Origin of the sequence: Brevundimonas albigilva, assembly GCF_023573565.1 — a bacterium.
Lineage (GTDB): Bacteria > Pseudomonadota > Alphaproteobacteria > Caulobacterales > Caulobacteraceae > Brevundimonas > Brevundimonas albigilva.
This window is the reverse complement of record NZ_CP097649.1, coordinates 657253-681453: the sequence shown is the minus strand read 5'-3', so window position 1 is coordinate 681453 and position 24201 is coordinate 657253. Positions and strand designations below refer to the sequence as shown.

Below are 24201 nucleotides of genomic sequence, written 5' to 3'. Positions count from 1 at the left end.
TTCGGATTCCCGTCCGTTTGTCGCAAACCAGATTGCGTCCCGCTCACTGATAGGATTTCTAACGGCGATGGCTCGATCGCTCCTTCCCCTGAACGCCCTGCGCGCCTTCGAGGCGGCCGCCCGGCACCTGAACTTTTCGCGCGCGGCGGACGAACTGGCCGTAACGCCGGGCGCCGTCAGCCAGCAGATCCGGCTGCTGGAGGACATCGTCGGCGGCCCCCTGTTCATGCGCGAGGCGCGGGGCCTTCAGCTGACCGACCTGGGCCGGGGGGCCACGCCGCTGCTGCGCGAGGGCTTCGAGCGGCTGATGGACGCCTCCGCCCTGCTGCGCGAGCCGCCGCGCCGGAAACAGGTCTCGATCAGCGTCGCGCCCGGTTTCGCCTCCAAATGGCTGATGCCGCGCATGGACGATTTCCACGCCGTTCACCCGGAGATCGAGCTGTGGGTCTCGGCCGACATGGAGCCGGCGGACCTGTCCGAGGGCAAGATCGACCTGGCGGTGCGCTACGGTCCCGGCGACTATCCCGGCCACACCGTCGAGCGGCTGATGACCGAGACGGTGCTGCCGGTCTGCGCCCCGGCGCTGATGCATGGCGACCATCCGATCCGCGACCCCGCCGACCTTCTGCACCACGCCCTGCTGCACGACATGTCCAACGACGGCGACCCCAGCCGCCCGGACTGGGCCATGTGGCTGAAGGCGCGCGGCGTTCGCCATCCCGACCCGCGCCGGGGTTCGCGCTTCAACCAGTCCAGCCTTCTGATCGAGGCGGCGGCGTCGGGCCGCGGCGTGGCCCTGGCCAAGCGCACCCTGGCCCAGGCCGACCTGACCTCCGGCCGACTGGTCGCCCCCTTTCCCGACGGGTCGGAGGCGGTGGGCTTCGTCTATTCCGTGGTCCAGCCCCGCGACCGGCCGCCCTCGCCCAGCGCCACGGCCTTCGTCGCCTGGCTGAAGAAGCAGGCCGTGGACCACGACAACACCATGGGCCAGCTCTGAGGCCCGCCTCTGAGGCCCAGTTCCAGGGTGAAGACCTCAGGCGGCGGCTGGCAGCGCCACGGGCCGGTCGGTGACGACGAACAGGTGCTCGACGTTCCTCAGCCGCCCGACCTGACCGACCTTCTCGCCCTTGGGATTGTGGATGCCGATGCGGGCGCCGACGTAGCGGGGGTGGGCGATCTCCACCACCTGCACATGGCCCCGCGCCGACAGCATCTCGACCAGGTCCGCGCGGCTCAGATAACCCTCGTCGTTGAAGCTGACGATCAGGTTCGGCGCCCGCACCCGCTCGATCACCGCGCGCAGGGCGGGGCCGATGCCGGGGCGGCTGTTGAAGGCGCTCTTGCGGGTCTTCACGTCGATGCGCTTGTTGGCCACGCCATAGGTCTCGGGCCGGTCCCACAGCACCAGGCTCTCCCACACATGGTAGTTGGCCAGGTAGGAATGCTGGTTGTAGGGCGGGTCCAGATAGACCAGGTCCGCCTCCACCTCCGCCGCCATCTCGATCGCATCGCCCCGCGTCGCGCGGCATGGCGCCCCGACCGAGGGCAGGATGTCGGGCAGGCGCAGTTCCAGCGGCTTCAGCGCCCGCGGCGCCCAGCGCTTCATATAGGCCATCTGCACCCCGGCGGTGGAATCCACCCGGTCGGCGGCCTCCATCAGGCTGACCAGGGCGACGGCCTTCAGTTCAGGCTCCAGGCTCAGGGTCTCGATCCGCTCGCGCATGGCGTCGATCCGCGCCCCGTTGTCGGGATGGAAATAGCGGGCGTCCTCGCAGAAGGCCTGGGTGAACCAGCCGGCCTGGGGCCGGACCTCCCGCAGTTCGGCCAGCACCGCCTCGGCCGGCGCCAGCCAGCGGTCCCGGTCCGCCTGGACATAGGCCGTGGCCAGGGTGTGGGCGTAGGCGTTGTGGTCGTTCGACCAGACCTCGAAGCCCTGCCGCTTCAGCGCATGGCCGACCCGGGCCGTGCCGGAGAACAGGTCGCACACCCGTCCGCGGTCCGGCAGCAGGCCCGCCACCGCTCCCGTCACATGACCCAGCAGGGCGCGCTTGGAGCCGATGTACTTGATCATGTGCGCGGCCGACTCATCGACCTCAGACTAGCCGCCCGCGCGACAAAGCGGGAGGGGTCACCCCTTGCGGCGCGCCTTGGGCTTGGCGGCCGGCGCGTGGGCCAGGCGCAGCAGATTGGCCGCGCCCGGCGCCCCGAAGGGCGTGCCGGCCAGGATCAGGATGCGCTGTCCCGGGTCGGCCAGGCCGTATTGCAACGCCCCGGCGACGGCCTGGTCGGTCACCTGTTCCAGCGAATCCGGCTGGTCGCCCAGGCGCGGCTCCAGCCCCCACACCAGCGCCAGCCGACGCGCGGTCGAGGCGTTGGGCGTCAGGGCCAGGATGGGCTTCAGCGGCCGTTCCCGCGCCATGCGCCGCGCCGTGCCGCCCAGGGTGGTGAACACCACCATGCAGGCGGTGGACGGGGCGTCGGCCGCCTTTCGCGCCGCGCCCACCAGGGCGTCGACGTCATGTTCGTCCATGCCGGCGTGTTCGGCGCCCATCAGGCTGGGCCACATGGGGTCCCTTTCGACACGCTCGATGATGCGGCTCATGATGCCGACGGCTTCCAGCGGATAGTCGCCCGAGGCCGTCTCGGCCGACAGCATCAGGGCGTCGGCGCCCTCATAGACGGCGTTGGCCACGTCGGTCGCCTCGGCGCGGGTCGGGGCCGGGGCGCTGGTCATGGATTCCAGCATCTGGGTGGCCACGATCACCGGCACGCCGCGATTGCGGGCGGCGCGCACGATCTGCTTCTGAGCGACCGGCACCTCCTCGGGGTCCATCTCGACGCCCAGGTCGCCGCGCGCCACCATCACCCCGTCGCAATAGTCCAGGATGGCCTCCAGGTCGGCCAGCGCCGCCGGCTTCTCGATCTTGGCCAGGCAGGCGGCCTGACCGTTCACGATCCGCTTCAGCTCGGCCATGTCCTCGGGCTTCTGCACGAAGCTCAGCGCCACCCAGTCCACCCCCATGCGCAGGGCGAAGGCCAGGTCCTCGCGGTCCTTGGGCGTCAGGGCCGAAACCGGGATCACCGCCTCGGGCACCGCCACGCCCTTGCGGTCCGACAGCTTGGAGCCGCTCTCGACCGTCACGTCGGCCCATTCGTCGGTGCGCTTGCCGACGCGCAGCCGCACCCGGCCGTCGTCCAGCAGCAGCAGCATCCCCTCGCGCAGGGCCTTGAAGATTTCCGGATGCGGCATCTGCACCCGCGTCTCGTCCCCCGGCGTCGGGTCCAGGTCGAAGCGCATGACGTGGCCCGGCTTGACCGCGATCTCGACATCCTTGAACCGGCCCAGCCGCAGCTTGGGCCCCTGCAGGTCGGCCAGCACGCCCAACGGCCTCTGCAAGGCCATCTCGGCCCCGCGCACGGCCTTCAGCGCCGCCGCGTGATCGTCGTGCGAGCCGTGGCTGAAGTTCAGGCGGAACACGTCCACCCCGGCCTGGGCCAGGGCCTTGACGGTCCCCGGCGCACGGCTGGCGGGCCCCAGGGTCGCGACGATGCGCGCGCGGCGGGCTCTGTTCATGGGGGCTCCTGGGGGCTTGGCGGCTCTGGCGGCCGCTGGGGATCAGCGTTCCGGCCCTCTACTGCCAACGAAACCCCCGCGGCGTAAGGCCTCGCCCCCGCCGGGAAACACGAGTTTACGACCCCCGAAACAGGAGTTTATCGGCCCCCGCCCGTCGGCGTCGCGTCGCAGGCGTCGACGGCGAAGCCGTTCAGGTCGATGCAGCGCCCTTCGACCTGCGGCGTCTGAACCCCGATGACGTGGGCCAGGGTGGGGGCGATGTCGATGGTCCGGATCGGCAGGAACCGCTCCTCACCCGTCGCGCCCGGCCACCAGAAGATGATCGGCACCCGGCGATCGTATTCCCACGGCGTCCCGTGGCCCGAAATCGCGCCCCCGACCCGGCCGCCCATCACCACGTTCGGCTGGAAGGCCAGGATGATGTCCGGCGACCGCTCCGCGACCACCGACAGGCGCATCCGCTCCTCGACGGTCAGCATTTCGGGATTGCGGGTGTCCGGGAGCGGCAGGGCCAGCATCCGCTCGCGCGTCTCGGCGAAGGCGACGTCCGGCAGCTGGCGCAGGCGTTCCACCGCCGCCTCGGCCACCTGGGTCCGCAGGGGTTCGGGCAGGGCGCGGCCGTGGGCGTCGGCCACGATGACGCCGCTGCCTCCCTGCTGCAGGGGCGCCGCTTCCAGGCCGAAGCGTTGCGCCAGTTCGGCGCTCACCGCCTCGAAGGCGTCCATGTCGGCCCGGTGGGCGTGGGGATAGCCGCGCGCGGCCAGGCGCTCGACGAAATCGGATCCGCCGTGGTCGGCCGTCAGCACCACCAGCGCCCCGCCCGGAACCTGGGCCAGCCTGTCCAGGAAGCCGCCCAGGGCTTCGTCCAGCCGGTGCTGCTGCTCGCACATCTCCGGCCCCTGGGTGCCATAGCCGTGGCCGATGCGATCGGTGCCCGACAGGCTGACGCCCAGCATGTCGACCGACGCGCCCTGCCCCAGCTTCTGGCTGTCCAGCAGATATTCCGCCGCCTTCACCGTCTGTTCGTCCAGCATCGGCGAGGTGTCGAACTTCAGGTTCGTCGGCGGCAGGACGGAATGGAAGGTCTGGCCGCGAATGACCCAGTCGCCGCCCAGCGCGCGGCAGTCGTCGTGGCGATAGTCCCACGTCACCGGCTGGGCGGCCATCTCGGCCCGGAAGGCGGTGTTGAAGCCGGCCACCGGCGCCAGCCGCGCCTCGGCCCTCTGTCCCGGCTCGACATAGGTGGTCAGGCCGAAGTCGTCGGTGAACCAGAAGGCCTGGCCGTGATGGCCCGCCAGGTTGATCGCGCCCCGGTCCTTGCCCGAGACGGCGAAGACCTTGCTGTCGGGGCTGACGGCCAAGAGCCAGTCGCCCAGCGTGGTCGCCTTCAACTGGTCGGGGCCGACCGGGCCGTTGTCGGTGTCGCGCCCGTGCGCCAGGGTGTTCTGCGGCGCGGCCAGGCAATAGACCTCCTTGCCCGTGGCGGAATCGATCCAGTCGTTGGCGGGAAGGCCCGTTTCGGCCGGGTGCATCCCGGTCAGGACGGTGGAGTGGCCGGGGCAGGTCTCGGTCAGGCCGTGCGTCTGATAGCCGTTGATCGACACCAGCCCCTGGTCGGCCAGCCGCTTCAGACCGCCCGTGTAGCGGCCGCGATACTGGTCGAACAGATTGGCGCTGAATTGGTCGACCACGATGGTGACGATCAGGCGGGGCGGCGCGGCGCGCTCCTGGGCGGTCGCCAGGCCGGGGACCGCCGCCCCCGCCGCCAGAACCGCCGAAAGCAAGGCCGGTGCGAACTTCATCATGCCACTCCTGAAACGTCGGACGCTGTTGCCTCTATCGGCGCCGCATTGCAACGCCGTGACAGACGCCCGCCGGTCTCAGGGGATCGCCGGTCTCAGGTCGCGGCCTCGGGCTCCAACCGCGCCATCGAGGGGCGCTCGTCCGCCTTGGACGCCGCCACGGCCTCGACCGCGCGCATGACGCGCAGCAGGTTCTCGCCCGAAATCTTGCGGATGTCCGCCTCGGTCCAGCCCGCCGCCATCAACGCGGCCAGGATGCGCGGATAGGCGTCGACCCCGCCCATGCCTTCCGGCAGGCTGCCGATGCCGTCGAAGTCGGCGCCCAGGCCCACATGGTCGATCCCCGCCACATCGCGAACGTGCTGGATATGGGCGACCACGTCGGCCAGCGTCGCCTGGGGCGTCGGATGCGCCTGCATCCAGGCCGTCATGCCCGCCTCGACCGCCGCTGGATCGCCGGGGTTCAGCGACTTCAGCCGGGCGTCCTCGGCCGACCGATCGGCGTTCCAGGCGCGCACCGTCTCCGAGACGAAGCCGGGCGCCAGGTTGATCATCACGATCCCGCCGTCCTCCGGCATCATCCGCAGCACCTTGTCGGGAACGTTGCGGGGGTGGGCCGTCACCGCCCGCGCCGAGGAATGGGAGAAGATCACCGGCGCCTGCGACACCCGCATGGCGTCCAGCATGGTCTCCTCCGAGACGTGGCTCAGGTCCACCATCATGCCCAGGCGGTTCATCTCGCGCACCACCGCCTCGCCAAAGGCGTTCAGCCCGCCCCACTTCGGCGCGTCCGTCGCGCTGTCGGCCCAGCTGGTGGTCTTGGAATGGGTCAGGGTCATGTAGCGCGCGCCGGCCCGGTGGAATTCGCGCAGCAGCGCCAGGGAGTCGTCTATGGAATAGCCGCCCTCCATGCCGATCAGGCTGGCGATGCGCCCGGAGGCGAACACCGCGTCCACCTCGTCGGCCGTGGTCGCCAGGCCGAAGGCGTCGGGATGGGCGGCGATGATCCGCTTGGCCGTGTCGATCTGCTCGAAGGTCGCCTGGACCGCCTCCAGCGGCGTCAGGCTGGCGGGGACATAGACCGACCAGAACTGCCCGCCCACGCCCCCGGCGCGCAGGCGCGGAATGTCGGTGTGCAGCGGGGTCGAGGCCGCCAGATTCCGCGTCAGGTCCACCGCATGGACGTCGTTGCCGTAGTGCTGGCGCAGCGCCCACGGCAGGTCGTTGTGCCCGTCGATCAGCGGCGTCGTCTTCAGGATCTCCATCACCCGCGCCTCCCCGGCGTCCTGGGCGTGGGCGACGGTGGCGAGGGCGGCCATTGCGGTTGCGGCCAGCAGGCGACGGATCATGAGGCGACTCCCTTGTGTCTTCGCACACTGGCAGATGCGTCCGCCCACACAAACCCTCTCCCGCTTGCGGAAGAGGGGGCCCGGCGTTCGCGCAGCGAACCCGGGTCGGAGAGGGAATTATCCCTGAACTTCCCCCATCGTCAGCCGCCTCGCTTCGCTCGCCGAGCTGACACTTCCCCCGCAAGCGGGGGAAGGTCTAAAGACGCGCCATGAGCGACGCCGCCTTTTCCGATCCGCTCGACCTTCGCAAGGTCGAGACCCGCGCCTGGTTCGAACACCTGCGCGACCGCATCCACGCCGCCTTCGAGGCGCTGGAGGACGCCGCGCCCGCCGACCTGTTTCCCGGCGCGCCCGGCCGCTTCGTCCGCACCCCCTGGGCCCGGCCGGAAGGCGGCGGCGGCGTCATGGGGATGATGCATGGCCGCCTGTTCGAAAAGGTCGGGGTGCACGTCTCGACCGTGCACGGCGCCTTTCCCGCCGACTATGCGAAGACCGTGCCCGGGGCCGCCGACGACCCGCGTTTCTTCGCGACGGGGATCAGCCTGATCTGCCATCCCGTCAGCCCGCGCATCCCGGCCGTGCACATGAACACCCGCTTCATCGCCACGACCCAAAGCTGGTTCGGCGGCGGCGGCGACCTGACTCCGGTGCTGGCGGCCGACCGTCGCCAGGACCACCCCGACACCCTGGCCTTCCACGCCGCCATGAAGGCCGCCTGCGACGCCCACGACCCGACCTGGCACGCCAGGTACAAGGCCTGGTGCGACGACTACTTCTTCCTGCCGCATCGGAACGAGCCGCGCGGCACCGGCGGGATCTTCTACGACCACCACGACAGCGGCGACTACGACCGGGACTTCGCCTTCACCCGCGACGTGGGCCTGGCCTTCCTGGACGTCTATCCCCGCATCGTCGCCGACCGCATGGCCGAGCCGTGGACGCCCGAGGAACGCGAGGAGCAGCTGGTCCGGCGCGGACGCTACGTGGAGTTCAACCTGCTCTACGACCGTGGCACCATGTTCGGCCTCAAGACCGGCGGCAACGTCGATTCGATCCTCAGCTCCATGCCCCCGGTGGTGAAGTGGCCATGACCTCTCCGATCGTGAAAATCCTGCTGCGCAGCCTCGTGGCGACGCTGATCTTCGTAGTCCTGTACGGGATTTACATGGCCATCGGCCGCCAGCCGGGCATCGCGGGAACCCTGGCTGTCCTGGCCGCCTTCTCCTTCGCCGCCAACCTGATGGTGGAGCGGGTCTTCCTGTCGCGTCCGCGCGCCTGACCGCCGACGCCCCGGCGCCTAGACCATAGCGGTGGTGAAGGCGTCGCCGGCCTTGCTGCGATAGCGTTCCTTGTGGCGCAGCAGGCGAAAGGGCCGTTCCGGCAGGGCGAACGGCGCCGTGGCCAGCCGCCCCGCCGCGACCGAGGCGTAGGCCACGCTTTCCGACAGGGCGGTGGCGCCCGCCCCCGCCTCGGCCGCCGCCAGCACCGCCTCGTTGGACGGCAGGGTCATGGCCACGGGCAGACCCGCCGGATCGACGCCCGCCGCGCGGATCGCCGCCTCCAGCGTCGAACGGGTGCCCGAGCCCGCTTCGCGCAGCACCCAGGGCGTCGCCGCCAGGTCGTCGGCCGCCAGCCGGCTGCGCGTCGCCCACGGGTGGTCGGGCCTCACCAGGACGGCCAGTCGATCGGACCCGACCGTCGCCTGCGACAGGGCCGGCGCGTCCACCGCCCCCTCGACCAGGCCGATCTCGGCCGCGCCGTGCAGCACCGCCTCGGCGGCCTCGCGCGTGTTGCCGATGGCGACGTCCAGTTCGATGCCCGGATGCGCCGCGTGGAAGGCCACCAGCCGGCGCGGCAGCCAGTAGCTGGCGATGGTCTGACTGGCGAAGACGGCCAGCCGCCCCCGACGCAGCGCGCTCATGTCCGCCAGCGCCGCCTCGGCCGCCGCCGCCCGCGCCAGCACCGCCTTGGCCTCGGGCAGGAAGGCGCGTCCGGTCTCGTTCAGCACCACGCCGCGCCCGACCCGGTCGAACAGGCGCACCTGATGCTCCGCCTCCAGCGCCGCCAGCGCGTTCGACACCGCCGACTGGGTCAGGTTCAGCGCCCGCGCCGCCGCCGTCACGTGATCGCGCTCGGCCACGGCGACGAAGATGCGAAGGCGTTCCAGGGTCACGACTGATCTCTAAATCGGATTGGATCGACAATATCTATTCGTTGGACCGCCGTCGAGGCTCGCCGCACCTTGCCGCCATGTCCGTCGCCGCCGCTCCTGTCGCCGCCTCCGCCCGCCCGGTGCGCGGCTGGCGGATCGCGCCGGGGCTGGCGTTGTGCGCGGCCGTCGCCGCCGCGGCCTACGCCCTGGCCGCCTGGGAGCAGCGCCTGTTCGGCCATCCGTGGCTGGAGCCCTTGGTCCTGGCCATCCTGCTGGGCGCGGCGGCGCGCAACGTCTGGTCGCCCGGCGCGCGCTGGACGCCTGGGGTCGAGTTCGGCGCCAAGACGGTGCTGGAGATCGCGGTCGTCCTGCTGGGCGCCTCGGTCAGCGCGGCCACCCTGTCGTCGCTGGGCGTGTTCGTCGTCGTCGGAATCTTCCTTCTGGTCGTCGTCGGAATCGTCGTCGGTTTCGGCCTGGGGCGGGCGTTGGGCCTGACCCCGCGCATGGCCCTGCTGGTGGCCTGCGGCAACGCCATCTGCGGCAACTCCGCCATCGCGGCGGTGGCCCCGGTGATCGACGCCGACGGGGACGAGGTCGCCGCCTCGATCGCCTTCACCGCCGTGCTGGGCGTCATCGTGGTCCTGAGCCTGCCGCTGCTGGGCGTGCTGCTGCAGATGTCGACGCTGCAGTTCGGCGCCCTGGCCGGCCTGACGGTTTACGCCGTGCCCCAGGTGCTGGCCGCCGCCGCCCCCTTCGGCCCCGCCGCCGCCCAGACCGGCACGGTGGTCAAGCTGGTCCGGGTGCTGATGCTGGGGCCCGTGGTCTTCGCCCTGTCGCTGGTCGCGGGCCGCAGGGGCCAGGAGAGCAAGAGCCAGGCGCGCGCGCCCGGCCTTCACCGCCTGGTTCCGTGGTTCATCGTCGGCTTCCTGGTCATGATCGGCCTTCGCTCGCTGGACCTGATCCCCCAGGCGGCCCTGCCCTGGCTGGCCTCGGCGTCGGGCCTGCTGACGGTGGTCGCCATGGCGGCGCTGGGGCTGCAGACCGACATCCGCGCGGTGGCGCGCGCCGGCGGGCGGGTGGCCGCGGCGGTGGTGTTGTCGCTGGCGGCGCTGCTGGCGCTGGCGCTGCTGCTGATCCGGCTGATGGGCCTCTAGATTCCGCTGCCGTCGGTCTCCACCGGCGGCGGGGTCAGCAGCAGGAAGGCGCGGATCCAGGCCGTCAGCACCGATCGGTCGTTGGGCCGCGCCAGACTGGCCAGCGCCGCGTCGGCCACGGCGTCCGGGATGCGGTCCCCGCGCCGGCTCTTCACCAGGGCGGCGGCGTATTCCGGCTGGAACTCGGGATGGCACTGGAAGGACACCGCGTCCTCGCCCCAGGCCAGGCCCGCATAGGGGGTGAAGTCGCACGCGGCGATCACCCGCGCGTCCGGCGACACCGTCGTCACCTGGTCCTGATGCGACACGGGAATCGAGATGGCCCCCGCGCGCGGATGCATCCACGGCTCGTCGCGCCGCACCTCATACTTGTGCAGGCCCACGCCCCAGCCCTTGGCCGACTTCTCCACCGCCCCGCCGAAGGCCGTCGCCATCGCCTGGTGGCCGAAGCAGATGCCCACCAGCCGCGTCCTGCCCCGCGCCGCCCTCAGCCAGTCCAGCAGCAGGGGAATCCAGAACAGGTCGTCATAGACCCCCGCCGCCGACCCGGTGACGATCGCGCCCTGGAAGGCGGCCGGATCGTCCGGCAGATGCCCGCGCTGCACGTCGAACCGCGTCGTCGGCACGCCCTCGCCCAGCAGCGCCCGGAACCGCGCCGGATAGTCGTCGAACTGGTCCTTCAGGTTTTCCGGCGGATGGCCGGTCTCCAGGATGGCGATACGGGTCATGGCCTCACACTAGGACCTGCGTTCAGAAGGTCCAGACCTCGGCCTTGGCGCACGCGTCGCCCAGCGCCTCGACCACCCAGCCGCAGACCTCGCGCGCCGCCGCTTCCAGGGCCGGCGGCGGATTGACCACGACCAGCGCGCAACCGTTCATCTTCATCGGGTTCGTCAGCGGACGCAGCCGCGCCTCGGCCACCAGGGTCGGCCCCGCCTTGCCGTCCAACCGCCGGATGAAGGCGTCGAAGGTCTCCAGATCCTTGAGCGGCGTCCAGATCGCGACCGTCGCGCCCGGATCGCGCCGCCGGATCGCCACGGCCGTCTCGGCCGCGCGGACATAGTCGTCGGGCTTTTCGAACGGCGGGTCGATCAGGACCAGCGGCGCCCCGCCCCGCGCCGCCTCGGCCGCCGCGCCCTGGTAGCCGTCGCCCTCGACCGCCCGCGCCTCGGGGTGATGCTTCAGCGCCTCGGCCAGCAAGGCGCGCACCGGCGGATTCAGTTCGAAGCCGACATAGCGCCCGCCCGGTCCCAGCCGCCGCGCGATCAACAGCGGCGATCCCGGATAGAAGCGCGCGCCCCCGTCCGGATTGGTCGCCGCCACCTCGGCCGCCAGGGTCTCCATCAGCGGCGGCCGGCCCTGGGCCGACATCAGCTTCAGCACCCCGTCCTCGGCCTCCCTGGACCGCGCGCCTTCCCCCGCCAGGTCGTAGAGCCCCGCCCCCGCATGGGTGTCGATGACCACGCGGGGCTGGGCCCGCGGCGCTTCCATCAGCGCGATCAGCAGGGCGTGCTTGACCAGGTCGGCGAAGTTCCCGGCGTGGAAGCTGTGGCGATAGTTCATGGCGCCCTCGTCCCCCGCCCCGCCCCTGGGGTCAAGCGGAACCCGGCGGACCGGCCTCGCGTTCGTGGCTCGCCCCGGCGGTGGCCGGCGGAGTTCAGGAAGACGCCCATGCCCGACGGTTCCCCCGCCTTCGAACCCGACATCGAGGTTCCGCAGGGCCTGTCCTGGTGCAGCGACGACCATCCCGGCCTGAGCCGCCGGCGCGCCGGCAAGGGCTGGTCCTATCGCGACGCGAAGGGGCGGCCGATCCGCGACCCCAAGGTGCTGGACCGCATCCGCGCCCTGGCCATCCCTCCGGCCTGGACCGACGTGTGGATCTGTCCGCGCGCCAACGGCCACATCCAGGCCATCGGCCGGGACGCCAAGGGCCGCAAGCAGTACCGCTATCACGCCGACTGGAGCACGGCCCGCTCGACCAACAAGTTCGATCGCCTGCCCGCCTTCGCCCGCGCGCTTCCCAAGCTGCGCGCCCAGGTGGAACACGATCTGGGCCTGCGCGGCGTGTGCAAGGCCAAGGTGCTGGCCACCGCCGTGCGTCTGCTGGAACTGACGCTGATCCGCATCGGCAATGCGGTCTATGCGAAGCAGAACCGCAGCTACGGCCTGACGACCCTTCACAAGCGCCATCTGGATGTCGACGGCGCCGCCCTGACGTTCGAGTTTCGCGGCAAGAGCGGCAAGGATCATTCCGTCAGCGTCCGGGACCGCCGCCTGGCCCGCGTGGTCCGCGCGCTGGAAGACCTGCCGGGCCAGCAGCTGTTCAAATATCGCGACGCGGAGGGCAACCTGTGCCCCGTCACCTCGGACGACGTGAACGCCTATATCCGCGACGCCATGGGCGAACAGTTCTCGGCCAAGGACTTCCGCACCTGGGCCGGCACCGTCTCGGCCGCGCGGGCGCTGCGCGAGATGGAGCCGCCGACCTCCCAGACCGACGGCAAGCGCAAGATCACCCTGTGCGTGAAGGCGGTGTCCGGCCTTCTGGGCAATACGCCGACCGTCTGCCGCGCCTCCTATGTCCACCCGCGCGTGTTCGACCTGTTCCAGGCCGGAACGATGGCCGACGTCCTGCCCGGTCCCGAGGCGAAGGCCTTCGAGACCGCCCTGGTCAGGGCGCTCCGTCAGGCCGGATAGGACGGCGCCTTACTCGGACCGTCACGCCGTCCCGATCAGGCCGCCCCGGTCAGGCCGCCCCGGTCAGGCCGCCCCGGTTAGGCCGCCTTGTCCCAGTCCAGCACCACCTTGCCCGACTGTCCGGACTTCATCGCCTCGAAGCCTTCGCGATACTGGTCATAGGCCAGGCGGTGGGTGATCAGCGGGCTCAGGTCCAGGCCGGCCTTCAGCAGGCCCAGCATCTTTCTCCAGGTCGTGAACATCTCGCGGCCATAGACGCCCTTGATCGTCAGCGCCTTCAGGATGATGGCGCCCCAATCCGTCTCCATCGGCTTGGAGGGGATGCCCAGCATGGCCAGGCCGCCGCCCATGATCAGGGTGTCGACGCATTGCCTGAAGGCGATGGGCGAGCCCGACATCTCCAGGGCGACGTCGAAGCCGACCTTCATGCCCAGTTCCTTGACGACGTCGTGCAGGTCTTCCTTCGTCGTATTCACCGTCCGCACGCCCGGCGCCACCTTCTGCGCCAGTTCCAGCCGGTAGTCGTTGATGTCGGTCAGGACCACCGTGCGCGCGCCCGCATGGCGCGCCACCGCCGCCGCCATCACCCCGATCGGCCCGGCGCCCGTGACCAGCACGTCCTCGCCCAGCAGGTCGAACTGCTGGGCCGTGTGCACGGCGTTTCCGAACGGATCCAGGATCGAGCCGATCTCGTAGGGCACGTCGTCGGGCAGCTCGATCACATTGAACGCCGGCGCCACGACATATTCCGCAAAGGCGCCCTGGCGGTTCACGCCGATGCCGCGCGTCTTGGGGTCCAGATGGAAGTGCCCGGCCCGCGCCGCTTCCGAGTTCAGGTCGATGACGTGGCCCTCGGCCGAGACGCGCTGGCCGATCTTCAGCGGGCGATCGACCTCCTTGCCCACGGCGACGATCTCGCCGGCGAACTCGTGGCCGGTGATCATCGGCGTCGGCACGTTCTTCTGGGACCACTCGTCCCAGTTCCAGATGTGGATGTCGGTGCCGCACACGGCCGTGCGGTGCACCTTGATCAGCACGTCCTCCGGTCCCGCCTCGGGGATCGGCGCGTCGATCAGCTCCAGCCCCTGCACCGGCCCGGTCTTGGCCAGGGCCTTCATCGTTTCCGCCATCAGATAACTCCCAACTCCTTGCCGGCCGTCGTGAACGCCGCGACCGTCTGATCAATCTGCTCGAAGGTGTGCGCCGCCGACATCTGGGTGCGGATGCGCGCCTGGCCGCGCGGCACCACCGGGAAGCTGAAGCCGATCACATAGACGCCCAGCTCCAGCGCCCGCGCGGCGAAATCCTGGGCCAGCTTGGCGTCGCTCAGCATCACCGGGATGATCGGATGCTCGCCCTCCAGCAGGGTGAAGCCGGCGTCCGCCATGGCCCCGCGATAGCGATGGGCGTTGGCCGACAGGCGCGTGCGCAGCGCATCGCCCTCGGTTCCCTGCGCGATGCGGATGGCCTCCAGGCTCGACCCGCACACCGCTGGCGACAGGGCGTTTGAGAACAGATAGGGCCGCGCCCGCTGCTTGAGCAGTTCGACCACCGCCTTCCGGGCGCAGATGAATCCGCCCATGGCCCCGCCCAGCGCCTTGCCGAAGGTGCCGGTGACGAAGTCCACCTCGACCCCATGATGGGCGAACGACCCGCGCCCCTGCGGCCCCAGGAAGCCGGTCGCATGGCAGTCGTCGACCATGATCAGGGCGTCGTACTTGTCGGCCAGCGCGCGGATGTCCTTCAGCTTGGCGATATAGCCGTCCATCGAGAAGGCGCCGTCGGTGGCGATGATAATGTCGCGCGCGCCGTCGGCCTTGGCCTGCTTCAGCTGCGCCTCCAGCGCGTCCATGTCGGAGTTGGCGAAGCGGTAGCGCTTGGCCTTGCACAGCCGAACCCCGTCGATGATCGAGGCGTGGTTCAGGCTGTCCGAAACGATGGCGTCGCCCTCGCCCAGCAGCGGCTCGAACAGGCCGCCATTGGCGTCGAAGGCCGCCGCGAACAGGATGGCGTCCTCGAAACCCAGATAGCCGGCGATGGCCGCCTCCAGTTCCTTGTGGATCTCCAGGGTGCCGCAGATGAAGCGCACCGAGGCCGTGCCCGCGCCCCACTTCCGCTGCGCGGCGATCCCGGCCTGGGTCACCCGCTCGTCGCCCGCCAGGCCCAGGTAGTTGTTGGCGCAGAAGTTCAGCACCTCGCGCCCCGCCACCTGGATCACCGGCCCCTGGCGCGAGGCGATGACGCGCTCGGGCTTGGTCAGCCCCTGCGCGTCGATGTCGTTCAGTTCGCCGGCGACGCGGTCGTAGAAGCTCTGGGTCATGGCCGCGACCTACGCCGAATCCGGTCCGCTTTCCACCCCGCCCGACGCCGCGCCCGTCGCCCCATCAGTCCGCCGCGCGAAGCGGGCTGACCCGAATGCGTCCACCGCAGGGCGTGAACTCGAAGGGGGTCGTCAGGGCCGCCGTATCGGCGGGCGCGACCACGCGGATCGTCTTGGCTGCGGGGCAGGTCTTCTCGCCTTCCCCCTCGTGCGGCACCACGTTCCAGGCCACCTCGAACAGGGCCTTGCCGCCCGGCGCCAGGCTGACGGGCGTGGGGGCCTGACCCTGGCGGAAATAGCTGCCCGGGCTCTGCTCGGCGCGGATCGAGGACAGCACATCGCCGTCGGCGTCCCTCACCGTCACGGTGGGATAGCCGGTCAGGGTGCAGGGCTGGCTCCCGGCATTCTCCAGGGCGAAGTTGCGCACGCGATTGCCCGCGCCGGCGTCGCCGTCCCCGACCGACAGCCTCAGTTGCGGCCCCTTGCACGGGGTCGACGCCGGCAGGACGCCGCCGGGAGCGGGGGTCGGGGCGGGCAAGGGCCCGACCGGGTCGCCGCCCGTGGTCGGCCGCGTGCAGCGCTCCATCACGGCGGTTCCCGTCTGGTCGTTCGGGCCCAGACGGCTCAGGGTGGCGCTCTCCTCGCCGTTGCGGTTGGCGGTCCACCATTCGACGCCCTCGCCGACGTAGCGCGCGCCGCTGGCCGCCACGGCCGAGCGCAGGGCCAGCGTCTGGTCGCGATAGACCAGCTCGGCCGTGGCGCTGTCGGGGTAACGCGCCTGGATCGTGACCCCGCTCTCGCAGGCGTAGCCGATGGCGGGCGCGGTGCTTGGCGCCGCTTCGACTGGCGGCGTGGGCGCGGGCGCGTCGTCCGGGGCCGGCTGCTGGCAGGCGGCCGCGCCGGTCAGGCAGGCCAGGGCGACGACGGCGAGACGACGGGTCATGAGAAGGCTCCTTCCTCCGCCTCAACGGCCCGAACCGTCGAAAGGCTCCGCTTAGTGATCGCCTTTCGGCGTCTCCATCAGCTCGATCAGCACCCCGCCCATGTCGCGCGGATGCAGAAAGACCACCGGCGTCCCATGCGCGCCGATCCTCGGCTCCCCCGTGCCCAGAACGGTCACCCCCTTGGCCCGCATTTCCGCCAGGGCGGCGTGGATGTCCTCGACCTCGAAACAGACGTGGTGCTGCCCGCCCTTGGGGTTCTTGGCCAGGAAGCCGACGATGGGCGACGTGTCGTCATAGGGTTCGATCAGTTCGATCTGCGCCGTCGGCGTGTCGATGAAACAGACCTTGACCCCCTGGGCCGGCAGGTCGAACGGCTCCCCGACCTTGGTCGCGCCCAGCACGTCGCGATACAGCCGGATCGAATCGGCGATGGACGGCGTGGCGACGCCGACATGGTTCAGGGCGCCGATCATGCGGTCTCCTTCGGGGCGGGCTGGGCGTAGCCCAGTCGCTGGTTCAGCTTCTCGATCAGGTCGATGGCGGTGTCGGCGATGACCGATCCGGGCGGATAGACCGCCGCCGCCCCCATATCCAGCAGGGGCTGCACGTCCGACGGCGGGATCACGCCGCCGACCACGATCATGATGTCCGGCCGCCCCAGCCTCTCCAGCTCGGCCTTGAGTTCCGGCACCAGCGTCAGATGCCCCGCCGCCAGCGACGAGGCGCCCACCGCATGGACGCCCTTGTCCACCGCATCCTTCGCCGCCTCGGCCGGGGTCTGGAACAGGGCGCCGGCGGTGACGTCGAAGCCCAGGTCGCCGTATCCGGTGGCGACCACCTTCTGGCCCCGGTCGTGCCCGTCCTGGCCCAGCTTGGCGATCAGGATGCGAGGCGGCCCGCCGTCGTTCTCGACGAAGGCGGCGACCATGTCGCGGGCGCGGGCGAAACGGGCGTCGCCGCCCGCCTCCTTGGCATAGACGCCGGACACCGTCTTCACGGTCGCCACGTGTCGGCCGAAGGCGGCTTCCAGCGCGTCCGAGATTTCGCCCACGGTCGCCTTGGCCCGCGCCGCCCGCACCGATAGCTCCAGCAGATTGGCGCTCCCGCGCGCGCCGTTGGTCAGTTCGGTCAGGGCGGCCTGGGTCGCCGCCTCGTCCCGCTCGGCGCGCAGGCGCTGCAGCTTCTCGATCTGGCGGGCGCGGACCTCGGCGTTGTCGACCTTCAGCATCGGAATGTCGTCGACCACCGGATTCAGATATTTGTTCACCCCGACCACCGTCTGCTGGCCGGTGTCGATCCGCGCCTGGGTCTTGGCCGCCGATTCCTCGATCCGCAGCTTGGGAATGCCGGCCTCGATGGCCTTGGCCATGCCGCCCAGCGCCTCGACCTCGGCCATGTGGGCGCGGGCGCGTTCCGCCAGCTCCTGGGTCAGCCGCTCGACGTAGTAGCTGCCGCCCCACGGGTCGATCACCCGCGTCAGCCCGGTCTCCTGCTGCAGCAGGATCTGGGTGTTGCGCGCGATCCGCGCTGAGAAGTCGGTCGGCAGGGCCAGCGCCTCGTCCAGCGCGTTGGTGTGCAGGCTCTGGGTCTGGCCGCCCGCCGCCGCCATCGCCTCGACCATCGTCCGGCTGACGTTGTTGAACACGTCCTGCGCCGCCAGCGACCAGCCCGAAGTCTGGCAGTGGGTCCGCAAGGACAGCGACTTGGGGTTCTCGCCTCCCTCGCGCCGCACGGCGTCGGCCCACAACAGGCGGCCGGCCCGCATCTTGGCCACCTCCATGAAGTAGTTCATGCCGATGGCCCAGAAGAAGCTCAGGCGCGGCGCGAACCGGTCGATCGACATGCCCGCCGCCTTGCCCGCGCGCAGATATTCGATCCCGTCCGACAGGGTGTAGGCCAGTTCGATGTCCGCCGACGCCCCCGCCTCCTGCATGTGATAGCCGGAGATGGAGATGCTGTTGAACCTGGGCGTCTCCTGCGCCGTCCAGGCGAAGATGTCGGCGATGATCCGCATCGAGGGTTCGGGCGGATAGATGTAGGTGTTCCTGACCATGAACTCCTTGAGGATGTCGTTCTGGATGGTCCCGGTCAGCTTGGCGTGGTCGACGCCCTGCTCCTCGCCCGCCACGACATAGAGGGCCAGGATCGGCAGGACGGCGCCGTTCATCGTCATCGACACCGACATCTGGTCCAGCGGGATGCCGTCGAACAGGGTGCGCATGTCGTAGATGCTGTCGATGGCCACGCCCGCCATGCCGACGTCGCCTTTCACCCGCGGATGGTCCGAATCGTAGCCCCGGTGCGTGGCCAGGTCGAAGGCGACCGACAGGCCCTTCTGGCCCGCCGCCAGGTTGCGGCGATAGAAGGCGTTGGACTCCTCGGCGGTCGAGAAGCCCGCATACTGCCGGATCGTCCACGGCGCGCCCGCATACATGGTCGGATAAGGGCCCCGCACGAAGGGGGCGAAGCCCGGCAGGCCATGCAGATGCTCCAGCCTCTCCGCGTCGGGCGCGCCATAGGCCGTCTTGACCGTCAGCCCCTCGGGCGTGATCCAGGGTTCGCGCGCGGGTCCCGTCTCGGTCGGCGCCAGATCCAGGGCGATCTTGCTGAAGTCGGGAAAGCTCATTGCGCCGCCTCCTCGAACGGGGCCGCGAAACGGATCGGCCTCAGGGCCAGGTCGGGGTTCGCCGGCGCGCGCCGCGGGGCGTCGGCTTCCACCGGCGCCGGACGCGGCTCGGGATCGACGTATTTGGTCACGCCCACGATCTGGGCCGCGCCGTTGGCGAAGCCGGCCTCGCGCATCTGGCGCGCCCGCGCGATCCGGCCCTGGACGATCCCGCCCTTCAACGCCTCGATCAGGCCGCCCTCGGCCTCGATGGCCTGGAACTCGGCCCAGCCCGCCTCGGCCAGTTCGCGCGTGCGGGCGTCCAGATACCAGGAGCCCGACGCCGGATCGTCGACCCGGCCCAGATTGGCCTCCTCCATCAGGACCAGTTGGGTGTTGCGCGCCTGGCGCCGGGCGAAGGCGTCGGCCAGGCCCTCGGCGCGGGTGAAGCCGTCCAGCACCACCGCGTCCGCGCCCCCGACCGCGCCGGCGAAACCTGCCGCGGTCAGCCGCAGCAGGTTCGGCCACGGATCGCGCGCCGACAGCATCCGCCGCGACGAGCGCGCCTCGATCACCGCGGGCGCGTCCACGCCGAACGCCTTGGACAGGCTGGCCCAGATCAGGCGCAGGGCCCGCACCTTGGCCAGGCCGTCGAAATATTCCTGGTCGACCGACAGGCTCAGCGTCACGCCGCGAAGCGCCGCCTCGACCGTCAGGCCCGCCGCGACGCCCGCCTTGACATAGGCGACCGCGGCGCCGGCCGCGAAGGCCAGTTCCTGGGCGATGGAGGCGCCCGCCTCGTGCGCGACCCGGCCGCTGGCCAGGAACAGGCCCGCCTCGGGATAGGTCGCCGCATGGCGCGCCGCGGCCTCGGCCGCCTCTGATAGATGATCCTCGATCGGGCGCGGCGATCCGCCCGCCTCGGCGAAGGCCGAGATCGGGTCCAGATGAAAGCGCAGCAGCGCGCGCGGCGCCCCCTTGGCCAGGGCCGCCAGCGCGTCCGCCGCCGCCGGCCCGTCGAAGCCCGCGTCCAGCGCGACCGGCGCCAGGTCCAGCGCCACGCCGTCCAGCGCACGCCCCAGCCAGGCCCCGTCCGACAGCACCCCGCCCGCCAGCAGGACCGAGGCCGCGCCGTTCTCCAGGTCGGTCAGGACCGCGGCGTTCACCGCCTCGGCGTCGTCGCCCTCGACCAGGGTGCGCAGATCCCAGGCCCGCCCTTCCGCATCGGACGGGCGCGGCGCGAAGACCGGCTGCACGCCCGTCGCGTCGGCGTAGAGCGGACGCGTGACCAGTCGGTCCGCGTCCAGATGCAGCAGCGACTCCAGCGGCCGGTCCTTCAGCGCCTTCTCGGCCGCCTCGCGCCATTCCAGGGGGGTGGGGATGGGGAAGCCCCCCATCATCCGAACTCCACCAGCACGTCGTCGGCCGCCACCGGATCGCCGGCCTTGGCCGAGACCGCCTTCACCACGGCGTCGCGCTCGGCCTTGAGGATGTTCTGCATCTTCATGGCCTCGATGATGGCGACCGTTTCGCCGGTCTTGACCTCCTGGCCGACCGCCACGGGAATATCGACCACCAGGCCCGGCATCGGCGACAGCACCAGCTTGGACGTGTCCGCCGCCACCTTCTCCGGCAGGCGCGCATACATCTCGGCCACGTGCGGGCGCAGCACCCGCACCCGCGCCCTGGCCGCGCGGTGACGGATGTCGAAGCCGTCGGCGGCGCGCTTGACCTCGGCGGTGAAGGGTTCGCCGTCCAGCTCGGCCTTGAACTGGGCCAGGCCCGGGCGCCAGTCGATGTCCGACAGGCGGATGTCGCCCCCGCCCGTCAGGGTCAGGATCATCGCCTCGTCGGCGTCATACGACAGGCCGACGCCATGCATCCCGCGGTCCAGCATGACGATCCAGTCGGTGCGGTCGGACGGATCGCCGTCCTGTTCGGCGATGATCTCGTGCATCGCCATGCCAGCGGCGATCAGGATCCGCTCCTGCTCCGCCGAAGGCTTCAGTCCGTGGAAGCCCTCGGGGAACTCGTCCTTGATATAGCTGGTCGACAGCTGGCCCGACCTGAACCGCTCCTGATCCATCACCGCCGCCAGGAAGGGCACGTTATGGCCCAGGCCCGACAGGTGGGTGTCTTCCAGGGCGCGTGCCATGCCCTCGACCGCCGCCTCGCGCGTCGGCCCCCAGGCGCACAGCTTGGCGATCATCGGGTCGTAGAACATGCTGATCTCGTCGCCCTCCCGGACGCCGGAATCGTTGCGAACAGTGTAGTCGCCCTGATCGCCTTCCTCGGGCTGCTCGTAGCGGACCAGGCGGCCGATGGAGGGCAGGAAGCCGCGATAGGGGTCCTCGGCGTAGATGCGGCTCTCGATGGCCCAGCCGTCGATCGACAGGTCCTCTTGCTTGAACGCCAGCTGTTCGCCCCAGGCCGAACGGATCATCTGTTCGACCAGATCGACGCCGGTGATCAGCTCCGTCACCGGATGCTCGACCTGCAGCCGGGTGTTCATCTCCAGGAAGTAGAAGCTCTTGTCCTGACCGGCCACGAACTCGACCGTGCCGGCCGAGTCGTAGTTCACCGCCTGGGCCAGGGCGACGGCCTGCGCCCCCATGGCCATGCGGGTCGCCTCGTCCAGCAAGGGCGACGGCGCCTCCTCGATGACCTTCTGGTTCCGGCGCTGGATCGAGCATTCGCGCTCGAACAGGTGGACGATGTTGCCGTGCTTGTCGCCCAGCACCTGGATCTCGATATGGCGCGGATCGACGATGAACTTCTCCAGGAAGACCCGGTCGTCGCCGAACGCGTTCAGCGCCTCGGCCTTCACCGCCGCAAACCCCTCGGCCATGTCGGCGTCCGAATGGGCCACCCGGATGCCCTTGCCGCCGCCGCCGGCGCTCGCCTTGATCATGATCGGATAGCCGATCTCGTTGGCGATCGTGACCGCCTCCTCCGGCGTCTCGATCAGGCCCATGTGCCCCGGCACGGTCGACACGCCCGCTTCGGCCGCCAGCTTCTTGGAGCTGATCTTGTCGCCCATGGCCTCGATGGCCTCGGGGTTCGGACCGATGAAGGCGATCCCCTCGCCCCTCAGCCGTCGCGCGAACCCGGCGTTCTCGCTCAGGAAGCCAAAGCCCGGATGCACGGCCTGCGCCCCCGTCTGGCGCACCGCCTCGACGATCTTGTCCGCCAGCAGATACGACTGCGCCGCCGGCGCCGGCCCGATCAGCACCGCCTCGTCGGCCATCTCGACCGCCAGCGACCCGGCGTCGGCCTCCGAATAGACCTGCACCGTTTTGATGCCCATGCGGCGGCAGGTCTTGATGATCCGAACCGCGATCTCGCCCCGATTGGCGATGAGGATTTTGGAGAACATGGCTATATTTCCTCTGCCGCCATACTAGGCCTTGCGCCTAACATCCGGAAACTCCGTCGTGGCCGAGGGGCCACGGTCGACACCGGGAGTCTGGATCCTCGGGACAAGCCCGAGGATGACGGGAAATGGGGGATGCGATGGTCGGACGCGACGGCCTGATCGGCTGCTACATGATGACCAATCGAATGCACGGCGCGATCTACATCGGCGTCAGCAGTCAGTTGGTCTCGCGCGTCGCCCAGCACCGCGAAGGCGTCATCGACGGCTTCACCAAGCGGTACGGCCTGAAGCGGCTGGTCTGGTACGAATTCCACGACACCATTACCGGCGCCATCCAGCGGGAGAAGTCGCTGAAGCGCTGGCCTCGCGACTGGAAGGCGAACCTGATCGAACGGACGAACCCGGACTGGGCGGACCTGTTCGACGGATTGGCGCGAAACGGGGTCGAGACGCCGTCCGATCCCGAGACGTACCGCGACTGGCCGCCGGAGGAGGAGTGAGCCACCGTTTTCAACCTCGTCATCCTCGGGCTTGTCCCGAGGATCCAGACTCCCGGTGTTCGAAGGTGCGCACCGTCCTCGACGGAGTCTCTGGATCCTAGGCACAAGGCCTAGGATGACGGGAGGGGAAATATGCAAGGAAACGCCCCTCACAGCGGAATATTGTCGTGCTTCTTCCAGGGGTTCTCCTGGACCTTGTTCTTCAGCGTCCGAAGCGCCTTCACCAGCCGGCGCCGCGTGCCGTGGGGCATGATGACGTCGTCGATATAGCCCAGGCCCGCCGCCACGAAGGGGTTGGCGAACCTCTCCTTGTATTCGGCCTCGCGCGCGGCCAGGGCCTCGGGATCGCCGGCCTCCTTGCGGAAGATGATCTCGACCGCCCCCTTCGCCCCCATGACGGCGATCTCGGCGGTGGGCCAGGCGTAGTTGACGTCGCCGCGCAGGTGTTTCGAACTCATCACGTCATAGGCGCCGCCATAGGCCTTGCGCGTGATGACGGTCAGCTTGGGCACCGTCGCCTCGGCGTAGGCGAACAGCAGCTTGGCCCCGTGCTTGATCAGGGCGCCATACTCCTGCTTCGTCCCCGGCATGAAGCCCGGAACGTCGACGAAGGTCACCAGGGGAATGTCGAAGGCGTCGCAGAAGCGAACGAAGCGCGCGGCCTTGCGGCTTGAATCGATGTCCAGCACGCCCGCCAGCACCTGGGGCTGGTTGGCGACCACGCCCACCGTCTGGCCGTCCAGTCGGCCGAAGCCGCAGACGATGTTCTTCGCGAAGTCGGCGCCGATCTCGAAGAAGTCGGCCTCGTCCACCACCTTCAGGATCAGCTCCTTCATGTCGTAGGGCTGGTTCGGATTGGCGGGGACCAGGGTGTCCAGAGAGGCCTCGTCCCGCTCCGGCTCGTCATAGCTGTCGCGCACCGGCGGCTTTTCGCGGTTCGACAGGGGCAGGAAGCCGATCAGGCGGCGCACCTCCGACAGGGCCTCTAGGTCGTTCTCGAACGCCCCGTCCGCCACGCCCGACTTGCCCGCATGGACCCGCGCGCCGCCCAGGTCCTCGTGGCTGACCACCTCGTTGGTGACGGTCTTCACCACGTCCGGGCCGGTCACATACATGTAGGACGTATCCTTCACCATGAAGATGAAGTCGGTGATGGCGGGGGAATAGACGTCGCCGCCCGCGCACGGCCCCATGATGACGCTGATCTGGGGAATGACGCCCGAGGCTAGGGTGTTCTGCAGGAAGATGTCGGCGTAGCCCGCCAGGCTCTCGACCCCCTCCTGAATCCGCGCCCCGCCGGCGTCGAACAGGCCGATGATCGGCGCGCCGGTGGTCAGGGCCATCTTCTGCAGCTTGACGATCTTGGCCGCGTGCGCGCCCGACAGACTGCCGCCGAAGACGGTGAAGTCTTTTGAGAAGACATAGACCAGCCGGCCGCCGATGGTCCCACGCCCGGTCACCACCCCGTCGCCGGGGATGCGCTGATCCTGCATCCCGAAGTCGTGGCTGCGGTGCTCCACGAACATGTCGGTCTCCTCGAAGGAGCCCTCGTCCAGCAGCACGTCGATGCGTTCGCGCGCGGTCAGCTTGCCCTTGGCGTGCTGGCCGGCGATACGCTTTTCCCCGCCGCCCCGCTTGGCGGCGGCGCGGCGGCGCTCCAGTTCCTCCAGGATGACTTGGGTCATTTCGGTGTCGGACCTCCCGTTCGTTGCGCTATGGGTGGCGGCT

The 24201-nt window shown here is 70.2% G+C and carries 21 protein-coding genes; 6 read left to right on the top strand and 15 right to left on the bottom strand.

The window, feature by feature from the left end; genetic code table 11:
• The first annotated feature begins 67 nt into the window (after positions 1–67).
• Positions 68–997 (top strand): transcriptional regulator GcvA, encoded by a 930-nt coding sequence (gene gcvA / locus M8231_RS03360; RefSeq protein WP_249751186.1) that lies wholly within the window; start codon positions 68–70, stop codon positions 995–997.
• A 36-nt stretch (positions 998–1033) separates the two neighbouring features.
• Here the strand turns inward: gcvA and M8231_RS03355 are convergent, their stop codons facing one another.
• The 4 genes from M8231_RS03355 to M8231_RS03340 all read right to left on the bottom strand — a co-directional run bounded on the left by M8231_RS03355 (position 1034) and on the right by M8231_RS03340 (position 6725).
• Positions 1034–2071: a DNA adenine methylase gene (locus M8231_RS03355; protein ID WP_249751187.1), complete on the bottom strand. Its 1038-nt coding sequence runs from the start codon at positions 2069–2071 to the stop codon at positions 1034–1036.
• 57 nt (positions 2072–2128) lie between these two features.
• A complete protein-coding gene (gene pyk / locus M8231_RS03350; protein ID WP_249751188.1) occupies positions 2129–3574 on the bottom strand; it encodes a pyruvate kinase in 1446 nt (481 codons plus the stop codon).
• 137 nt (positions 3575–3711) lie between these two features.
• Positions 3712–5379, bottom strand: coding sequence for an alkaline phosphatase family protein (locus M8231_RS03345; protein ID WP_250202251.1), 1668 nt, complete (start codon positions 5377–5379; stop codon positions 3712–3714).
• Between the two features lie 92 nt (positions 5380–5471).
• A complete protein-coding gene (locus M8231_RS03340; RefSeq protein ID WP_249751190.1) occupies positions 5472–6725 on the bottom strand; it encodes a dipeptidase in 1254 nt (417 codons plus the stop codon).
• A gap of 209 nt (positions 6726–6934) precedes the next feature.
• On the opposite strand from M8231_RS03340, the gene hemF reads away from it, so the two are divergent.
• Positions 6935–7816: an oxygen-dependent coproporphyrinogen oxidase gene (hemF, locus tag M8231_RS03335; RefSeq protein WP_249751191.1), complete on the top strand. Its 882-nt coding sequence runs from the start codon at positions 6935–6937 to the stop codon at positions 7814–7816.
• On the top strand, positions 7813–8004 hold the full coding sequence (locus tag M8231_RS03330) for a hypothetical protein (protein ID WP_249751192.1): 192 nt from the start codon (positions 7813–7815) through the stop codon (positions 8002–8004). The genes hemF and M8231_RS03330 overlap by 4 nt, the downstream gene beginning before the upstream one ends.
• Before the next feature lie 18 nt (positions 8005–8022).
• Here M8231_RS03330 and M8231_RS16865 read toward each other — a convergent pair whose 3' ends face one another.
• A complete protein-coding gene (locus M8231_RS16865) occupies positions 8023–8898 on the bottom strand; it encodes a LysR family transcriptional regulator (protein ID WP_283843777.1) in 876 nt (291 codons plus the stop codon).
• 77 nt (positions 8899–8975) lie between these two features.
• Here M8231_RS16865 and M8231_RS03315 point away from each other — a divergent pair, with 77 nt between their 5' ends.
• The gene (locus M8231_RS03315) at positions 8976–10031 is read left to right on the top strand and encodes a YeiH family protein (RefSeq protein WP_250202250.1); all 1056 of its coding nucleotides are present in this window, start codon (positions 8976–8978) and stop codon (positions 10029–10031) included.
• Here the strand turns inward: M8231_RS03315 and M8231_RS03310 are convergent.
• Positions 10028–10759 carry a glutamine amidotransferase-related protein gene (locus M8231_RS03310; protein WP_249751193.1) on the bottom strand — a complete coding sequence of 244 codons (732 nt, stop codon included), beginning with the start codon at positions 10757–10759 and terminating at the stop codon, positions 10028–10030. The two genes, M8231_RS03315 and M8231_RS03310, sit on opposite strands and share 4 nt — an antisense overlap.
• A gap of 22 nt (positions 10760–10781) precedes the next feature.
• Positions 10782–11594: a 23S rRNA (adenine(2030)-N(6))-methyltransferase RlmJ gene (gene rlmJ / locus M8231_RS03305; protein WP_249751194.1), complete on the bottom strand. Its 813-nt coding sequence runs from the start codon at positions 11592–11594 to the stop codon at positions 10782–10784.
• A 108-nt stretch (positions 11595–11702) separates the two neighbouring features.
• Between rlmJ and M8231_RS03300 the strand changes: the two genes are divergently transcribed.
• Positions 11703–12728, top strand: coding sequence for a DNA topoisomerase IB (locus M8231_RS03300; RefSeq protein ID WP_249751195.1), 1026 nt, complete (start codon positions 11703–11705; stop codon positions 12726–12728).
• A 77-nt stretch (positions 12729–12805) separates the two neighbouring features.
• Here M8231_RS03300 and tdh read toward each other — a convergent pair whose 3' ends face one another.
• The 7 genes from tdh to M8231_RS03265 all read right to left on the bottom strand — a co-directional run bounded on the left by tdh (position 12806) and on the right by M8231_RS03265 (position 21973).
• Positions 12806–13858 (bottom strand): L-threonine 3-dehydrogenase, encoded by a 1053-nt coding sequence (tdh, locus tag M8231_RS03295; RefSeq protein ID WP_249751196.1) that lies wholly within the window; start codon positions 13856–13858, stop codon positions 12806–12808.
• Positions 13858–15048 (bottom strand): glycine C-acetyltransferase, encoded by a 1191-nt coding sequence (locus M8231_RS03290; protein ID WP_249751197.1) that lies wholly within the window; start codon positions 15046–15048, stop codon positions 13858–13860. Before M8231_RS03290 ends, tdh begins: the two co-directional genes overlap by 1 nt.
• A 64-nt stretch (positions 15049–15112) precedes the next feature.
• Positions 15113–15991 carry a DUF4232 domain-containing protein gene (locus M8231_RS03285; protein ID WP_249751198.1) on the bottom strand — a complete coding sequence of 293 codons (879 nt, stop codon included), beginning with the start codon at positions 15989–15991 and terminating at the stop codon, positions 15113–15115.
• Between the two features lie 51 nt (positions 15992–16042).
• Entirely contained in the window at positions 16043–16465 is a 423-nt protein-coding gene (gene mce / locus M8231_RS03280; RefSeq protein WP_249751199.1) for a methylmalonyl-CoA epimerase, read from the bottom strand.
• On the bottom strand, positions 16462–18618 hold the full coding sequence (gene scpA, locus M8231_RS03275; protein WP_249751200.1) for a methylmalonyl-CoA mutase: 2157 nt from the start codon (positions 18616–18618) through the stop codon (positions 16462–16464). Before scpA ends, mce begins: the two co-directional genes overlap by 4 nt.
• Positions 18615–19994 carry a methylmalonyl-CoA mutase family protein gene (locus tag M8231_RS03270; protein ID WP_250202249.1) on the bottom strand — a complete coding sequence of 460 codons (1380 nt, stop codon included), beginning with the start codon at positions 19992–19994 and terminating at the stop codon, positions 18615–18617. The genes scpA and M8231_RS03270 overlap by 4 nt, the downstream gene beginning before the upstream one ends.
• Positions 19994–21973, bottom strand: coding sequence for an acetyl-CoA carboxylase biotin carboxylase subunit (locus M8231_RS03265; RefSeq protein WP_249751202.1), 1980 nt, complete (start codon positions 21971–21973; stop codon positions 19994–19996). Before M8231_RS03265 ends, M8231_RS03270 begins: the two co-directional genes overlap by 1 nt.
• Positions 21974–22098: 125 nt before the next feature.
• Between M8231_RS03265 and M8231_RS03260 the strand changes: the two genes are divergently transcribed.
• Positions 22099–22473 (top strand): GIY-YIG nuclease family protein, encoded by a 375-nt coding sequence (locus tag M8231_RS03260; protein WP_250202248.1) that lies wholly within the window; start codon positions 22099–22101, stop codon positions 22471–22473.
• A gap of 149 nt (positions 22474–22622) precedes the next feature.
• Here M8231_RS03260 and M8231_RS03255 read toward each other — a convergent pair whose 3' ends face one another.
• Positions 22623–24158 (bottom strand): acyl-CoA carboxylase subunit beta, encoded by a 1536-nt coding sequence (locus M8231_RS03255; RefSeq protein WP_250202247.1) that lies wholly within the window; start codon positions 24156–24158, stop codon positions 22623–22625.
• Positions 24159–24201 lie beyond the last annotated feature (43 nt).